The sequence below is a fragment of the Limnobacter sp. genome (genome assembly GCF_036846585.1).
Classification (GTDB): Bacteria; Pseudomonadota; Gammaproteobacteria; order Burkholderiales; family Burkholderiaceae_B; genus Limnobacter.
In genome coordinates this window covers 99131-105888 of record NZ_DAIUBR010000008.1, presented here as the reverse complement: position 1 = coordinate 105888, position 6758 = coordinate 99131, and the positions used below count along the sequence as shown (strand labels likewise).

General features: G+C 55.7%; 4 protein-coding genes. All 4 read right to left on the bottom strand.

The window, feature by feature from the left end; genetic code table 11:
• On the bottom strand, nt 1–3077 hold a 3077-nt coding region (gene putA / locus V7028_RS06005), incomplete at its 3' end, for a bifunctional proline dehydrogenase/L-glutamate gamma-semialdehyde dehydrogenase PutA (RefSeq protein WP_334119188.1).
• Nucleotides 3037–3975, bottom strand: coding sequence for an arginase (gene rocF, locus V7028_RS06000; protein WP_334119187.1), 939 nt, complete (start codon nt 3973–3975; stop codon nt 3037–3039). The genes rocF and putA, both read right to left, overlap by 41 nt.
• Complete coding sequence (locus tag V7028_RS05995) at nt 3972–5000, bottom strand: ornithine cyclodeaminase (RefSeq protein ID WP_334119186.1); 1029 nt, start codon at nt 4998–5000, stop codon at nt 3972–3974. Before V7028_RS05995 ends, rocF begins: the two co-directional genes overlap by 4 nt.
• 87 nt (nt 5001–5087) lie before the next feature.
• The gene (locus V7028_RS05990) at nt 5088–6716 is read right to left on the bottom strand and encodes an acyl-CoA carboxylase subunit beta (protein ID WP_442918693.1); all 1629 of its coding nucleotides are present in this window, start codon (nt 6714–6716) and stop codon (nt 5088–5090) included.
• Between the last annotated feature and the right edge of the window lie 42 nt (nt 6717–6758).

The following is a 6758-nucleotide window of genomic DNA, read 5'->3' as shown; positions in this document are numbered from 1 at the left end:
ATTTGCCGACGAAGCAGTGTTTCATCCAGCGCGGTGCACCACACCCGGCCACGGGGTCGGCAGCGGTACAGGTTTTGTTCACCCGTGGGCCCTGGCAATATTTCACACTGTAATTTCGTAACCTGGGCAAGACGCATCAAGGTGGGCACGTAATGCGGACCACCTGCTTTGGGTCCGGTTCCGGATTTGCCATGCCCGCCAAATGGCTGGCTGCCCACCACCGCGCCCACCATGTTTCTGTTCACATACACATTGCCGGCTTCGATGGTGTGGCAGGCCAAATCGATGGTGGATTGAATGCGGCTGTGAATGCCAAACGTCAGGGCGTAACCGGTGGCATTCAATTCATGAAGCAAGGCAGGCAAGTGGTTGGCATTGAAACGCAACACGTGAAGCACCGGACCAAACACTTCGTGTTGCAATTCATTTAACTGCCGCAGTTCGATCAGCGTTGGCGCAATGAAGTGTCCCTGTGTGGAGGGGTCAACACGTTCAGCCTGAAACACCGGCAAACCGTTCGCTTTCATGCCTTCAATGTGGGCGTGCACAGCCTGCCATGCGTCTTGATCAATCAATGGGCCCAGGTCGGTCGAAAAACTTGCCGGGTCACCCACTTGAAGTTCTTGCATGGCGACTTTCAGCAAGGCGAGTAGCCTGTCTGCTATGTCGTCCTGCACGCACAACACGCGCAGGGCAGAGCAACGCTGCCCTGCACTGCCAAAAGCCGATTCAAGTGCGTCGCCCACCACCTGCTCCAGCAATGCGGATGAATCAACCACCATGGCGTTTTGTCCACCTGTTTCTGCAATCAGCAAGGCAGGCATTTGTGCGTTGCCACGGTTGAGCAAACTGGTTTGAATGTGTTTTGCAGCGGCGTTGGAACCGGTGAACAACACGGTGTCGACCGCCGGGAAACGGGTCAACCAGGAACCCACTTCCCCGTCGCCATACACCAGCTGCAGCACGGCAGCAGGCACACCTGCTTCATGCAACAGCCGCGTTGCATAAGATGCGATTTGCGGCGTTTGTTCGGCGGGCTTGGCCACCACGCCATGCCCGCTGACCAAAGCCCCCACAACCTGACCCATGAAAATGGCCAGCGGAAAATTCCAGGGACTGATGCACACCGCCAGGCGAGTTGTTGATTGTAGTTGTTGCGGTGGCGATGTGGAAACCTGGGCCGAATAGTAGCGGCAAAAATCAATCGCCTCGCGCACTTCCATGTGCGCATCTGGAATGGTTTTCCTGGCCTCGTGCACCAGCAAGCCAATCAACTGAAGTTGATGTGCCTCAAGCAGTTCCGCTGCCTGTAACAGGCAAAAGGCCCTGTGTTCCGGCCCTTTTGCAAACCAGTCGCAACCACTGGCTTGCAGTTGCACAACTGCAGTCAATGCATCGTGCACATGTATTTGTGTACTGTAAGGCAAGGGGGTCGAAGCAGACAAGGGGCTGCTATCCACGGCCTGTTGCAACTGCTGTACAGTGCGTTTGCAGTACAGATCGAGGCCCTTTGAATTCAGGCGTTGTGCGCCAAACAAACATGGCGCGGGTACACAGGCCGGGTTGGCTTGAATGCCGCGCTTGCGCAAGGTGACAACCGGGTGTTCTACCAAATCATTGAGATCCACATTCGGATCCACGATCTGGTTGACGAACGAGGTGTTCGCACCATTTTCCAGCAAACGGCGCACCAGGTAAGGAAGCAGTGTTTGATGGGTCCCCACGGGAGCATAAATTCTGCATTGCGGGTAAAGGCCTTCGCCCATGCCATGCAAGCACTGCATTTCGAAACTGTGCACATTCAGTTGCGTAGCCATGTGTTGAACGGCTGCATAGGTGTGGGCATTGTGGGTGGCAAACTGGGGGTAAATGTAGCTGCTGTTGCGCAACATCAATTCCGCACAACACAGGTAAGAAAGATCGGTGTGCGCCTTCTGTGTAAACACCGGGAAGTGCGCCAAACCCTGTATTTGGCAACGCTTGATTTCACTGTCCCAATACGCACCTTTTACCAATCGAACCTGAATGACGCGTTCACTGGCGCGTGCCAGTGCGGCAACAAATTCGACCACTGCCGTGGCGCGGGTTTGGTAAGCCTGTACCGCCAAACCCAGGCCATGCCAGCGCTTCAATTCGGGCTCATAAGCCAGCCGCGTGAACAGGTCAAGCGACAAATCCAGGCGCTCGCTCTCTTCGGCATCCACATTGAAAGCCATGTTGTACTGTTTGGCAGATAGCGCCAGCCTGTAAAGCCGTGGATACAGTTCAGCATGCACGCGCTTTTCTTGCCACAGCATGTAGCGCGGGTGCAGGGCCGACAGTTTCACCGAAATACCATGGCCTTCAGTGACACCCTTGGCGTTGTTTTGCCCTATCACGTCAATCGCGTGGGCATAGCTGTTGAAGTAGGCTTGCGCATCGGCTTGACACACTGCGGCCTCGCCCAGCATGTCAAATGAAAATGTATGGCCCTGTGCTGCGGTTGCGCGGCTGTTGCGCAAGGCCTCCTCGATGGTTTGGGCAGCAACAAACTGTTGCCCCATGAATTTCACAGCCAGCTCAACCGCGGCGCGAACAAGGCCTTCGCTGCTGCGCGCAATCAAACGCTGCAGACTGGAATACAGGCTGTCGTCGCCCGGCATTTGAACCCAGTGCCCGGCGATGAACAAACCCCATGTGCTGGCATTCACGAACAGTGACGAACTGTGACCCAGGTGCACTGCCCAATTGGCATGGCTTAATTTGTCGCGAATCAATTCATCGCGGGTTTGGGAATCCGGAATTCGCAGCAAGGCCTCAGCGAGACACATCAGCGCCACGCCTTCCTGGGTGGACAGGCGATATTCCCCCATCAACTGGTTAATGCCTGCGCTGTGCTTTTGAACTTTGCGCAAACGCTCCACATGCCCGCGTGCGGCATGTTTTACGGCATCAAGCCCGGTTTCAAGCCAGGTGCCTTGTTCAAGTAGAACACGCACTCTTTGCGTTTCGTCCACCCGTGTCAGTGAATCAATTTCTGCGCGCAAACGGTCCAGCTCAGCCTGCATGTTCAGCCCAATCAAATGGGCGCTGAACATGCCTTTCCCAATCCGGATTCAAAAGCACGGTCAACAATTCCACAGCACGTTCAGCGCTTTCACCCGTGGGGTCGGCCAAAGGATTCAACTCAACCAGGTCCACGGAAGCAACACAACCGGTTTGCGCAATCCGAGCCATGCAGTAACGCAAGGCATCCAGCTGCAAGCCACCTTCTTCCGGTGTGCTTACGCCGGGCAGCACCAACGGATCAATACAGTCCACGTCGAAACTGACATGCACATGCATACCCGGATCTATGTCGCTCAATGCTGCATTCATGACCGGCACAATTCCGCGCCCATGAATATGCCGCATGGTCACCATGGGCAAGGCCGCACGGCGCAACGCCCGCTGCTCTTCGGGGTCAACGGCACGCACGCCCAACAAGCGAATTTGAGAAGATTGCAAGGCCGGGGAAAACCCACCGAGTTGTGTCAATTCAGGCGGCCCCTGCCCGCACAGCGCGGTCAACGGCATGCCGTGCATATTGCCTGTGATTGACGTACTGGCGGTGTTGAAATCGGCATGTGCATCAAGCCACACCACGCGCAACGCCTTGTGTTCCCGACGGCAGTGCGCCGACACCGCGCTGATCGAGCCCATGGCCAGGGAATGATCGCCCCCCAGCAACACGGGAACATTCCCTTCTTTCAAGGCGTTGGCCACTGCCGAATGCACTGCGCGATTCCATGCCAGCACTTCATGAAAATTCCGATACCCTTGCACCGAGACATCCTGTTGAGGTGCCGCAATTTGAAGATCGCCCAAGTCCGCTACTTTGCAGCCCAGCTTCTGCAAACCGTACTGAATACCCGCACGCCTTAATGCATCAGGACCCAATGCGGATCCTGCCGTGTTCGCACCGGCATCGCATGGCGCACCGATCAGCACGATCATGCAGCCTCCAGTTGCGTGAGCAGACCATACAGGTTTTTTGGATCAGGCAACTCGGGAATCAAGGACAGGTATTCAAGCTCCCCGTGATCTTGCGCCAATTGATGCATGTAGCGCAAAGCTGAAAAATCTTCCAGTGCGAAACCCACGGAATCGAATACCGTAATTTGATCCGCATCGGTGCGCCCCAGCGCAAAACCTGTGAGCACTTCCCACAGCTGGATCACCGGAAAATCAGAGGGCATTTGCTGAATTTCGCCTTCAATGCGCGTTTGCGGTTCGTATTCAACGCACACACGGGCATTGCGCAACACGTCGGGATGAAGTTCTGTTTTGCCGGGGCAGTCACCACCAATCGCATTGATGTGAACACCGGGCCTCAGCATGTCCATGGTCAACACGTTGGCGCGTGTTTTTGATGCAGTGCCCGTGGTAATGACATCTGCCCGTGCAACCGCTTGGGCAACGCTTTTGCACCGTGTGACATGAAACCCGAGTTCATTCAAATGACGGGTCAATCTTTCAGTGGCAGAAAGATCGGTGTCATACAGGTAAAACCTGTCAATGCCCAAGGCCTCGTGAAAAGCCACTGCCTGAAATTCACTTTGCGCACCGTTGCCAATCAGGGCCATGCTGCGCGATCCAGGCTTGACAAGGTGGCTGGCCGCCAGCACGGAGGTGGCCGCTGTGCGCAAAGCCGTAACCAGTGTCAGCTCGCTGATGAACACCGGCAAACCCGTTTTTACATCCGCCAGTACGCCAAACGCCATCACGGTGGGCAATTCATGGCGGTGATTGTTCGGGTGACCATTCACATACTTGAAGCCGTAGGTTTGCCGGTCGCTGATGGGCATGATCTCGATCACACCCTGCGCGGAATGGGACGCCAGGCGGGCCGATTTTTCAAACTGCTCCCAGCGTTTGAAATCATGCGCAATTGCATGGCGCATGCCACGCAGGCAATGACCCAGGCCCTGCTGTGAAATCAACGCGGCTGCGCTGTGTGCGCTTAGAAATGGTGTATTCATCTTGGCCCCTCCCGTGAAAGGTCATTGCCAGATGAACCCATTGTGCACTCTCTTGCGCTTAAACAAAAGAGCGGGTCTGTTTACAAATCAGGGCCTTGCCACACCAAACTGCATGGCTTGCACGCTTCGCTCCTGTTGCAGGCAGGCCGCCAGCGCCAAGGCCAACACCTGCCGGGTATCGCGGGGATCGATCACGCCGTCGTCAAGCAGCAGCCCGCTGGTGTACAAGGCACTGGTCTGCGATTCAAATGTGTCAACAATCTGCTTTTTCATGTTGTCCAGCATGAATTCCGGCACTTCCATGCCCTTGCGTGCCGCGCTGGCCTGCATCACGGTGGCCATGGTGCCAGCGGCTTGCTCGGCGCCCATCACTGCCGTTTTACTATTGGGCCAGGCAAACACAAAACGGGGTCCAAAAGACCTGCCGCACATGCCGTAATTGCCTGCACCAAAACTGGCACCACACAACACGGTAATTTGCGGCACGGTGGCGTTGCTCACGGCCTGAATCATTTTCGATCCGTGCTTGATGATTCCACCTTGTTCTGCTTCTTTGCCCACCATGTAGCCAGTGGTGTTTTGCAGGTAGATGATGGGGGTTTTGGTTTGGCAGCAACTTTGAATGAAGTGCGTGGCTTTGGTTGCGCCTGCCGTGTCGATCGGCCCAAGGTTGCTGATGATGCCAATGCTGAGGCCCATCAGCTTGGCGTAGCCACACAGGGTGGCTGAACCATAATTGGATTTGAACTCCAGAAAATCGGAATCGTCCACAATGCGCGCAATGACCTCGCGCATGTCCACCGGGGTTTTGATGTCGGCTGGCATCACACCCATCAATTCGTCTACTGAATACCTGGGTGCGGGCGCATCCGCATTCAATGCAGGCAAGGTGTTTCGGTTGCTGGCATTCCAGTCGGTTTTGCCCATCACGTCGCGAGCCAGCGCAATGGCGTGGCGGTCGTCGTCGGCAATGTAATCGCCCAAGCCTGAAATGGAACAGTGCATGTCTGCGCCGCCCAGTTCTTCGTCACTGGCAATCTCGCCAGTGGCTGCTTTCAACAGGGGCGGCCCGGCCAGAAATGCACGCGCGCGCTCACGCACCATGATCACCACGTCACTTAATCCGGGAATGTATGCACCACCTGCGGTGGATGAACCATGCAACACATTCACCACGGGCAAACCAGCTGCGCTCAACTTGGCAAGTCGATAGAAATTGCCGCCACCCAAGATGAAATGCTCCACTTTGTACTTCAATAAATTGGCGCCAGCCGATTCACCCAGGTTGATGAATGGCAGTTTGTTTTCCAATGCAATGTCTTGGGCGCGCTGCATTTTTTCGATTCCCATGGCTTGCAAGGCACCTGCTTCAATGCCTGAATCGCTGGCCACAACCATGCACAAGGTATTGGACACATAACCCAGGCCCGCGATAATGCCGCCACCCGGTATGCTTTTTTCCGCTTTCTGGCCGTCTTGCATGTAACCGGCCAAGGTGCTCAATTCGAGAAAAGGAGAACCGGGATCAAGCAACAACGCCACGCGGTCACGCGGCAGCAACTGCCCACGCCGGGCAAACGATGGTGCCGCCTTGGCCGATGCCTCGCGCGTGCGTTGTTCCAACGCGCGAAGCGCAAGCAACGCGGCATTCATCATGGCGCTGTTTTCGGCAAAAACGGGTGTGCCTGGGGACACAGAGGATTCAAGAATTGGCATGCGGGCACTCAAATTAATCAATCGAACGTTTGATTGATTTTG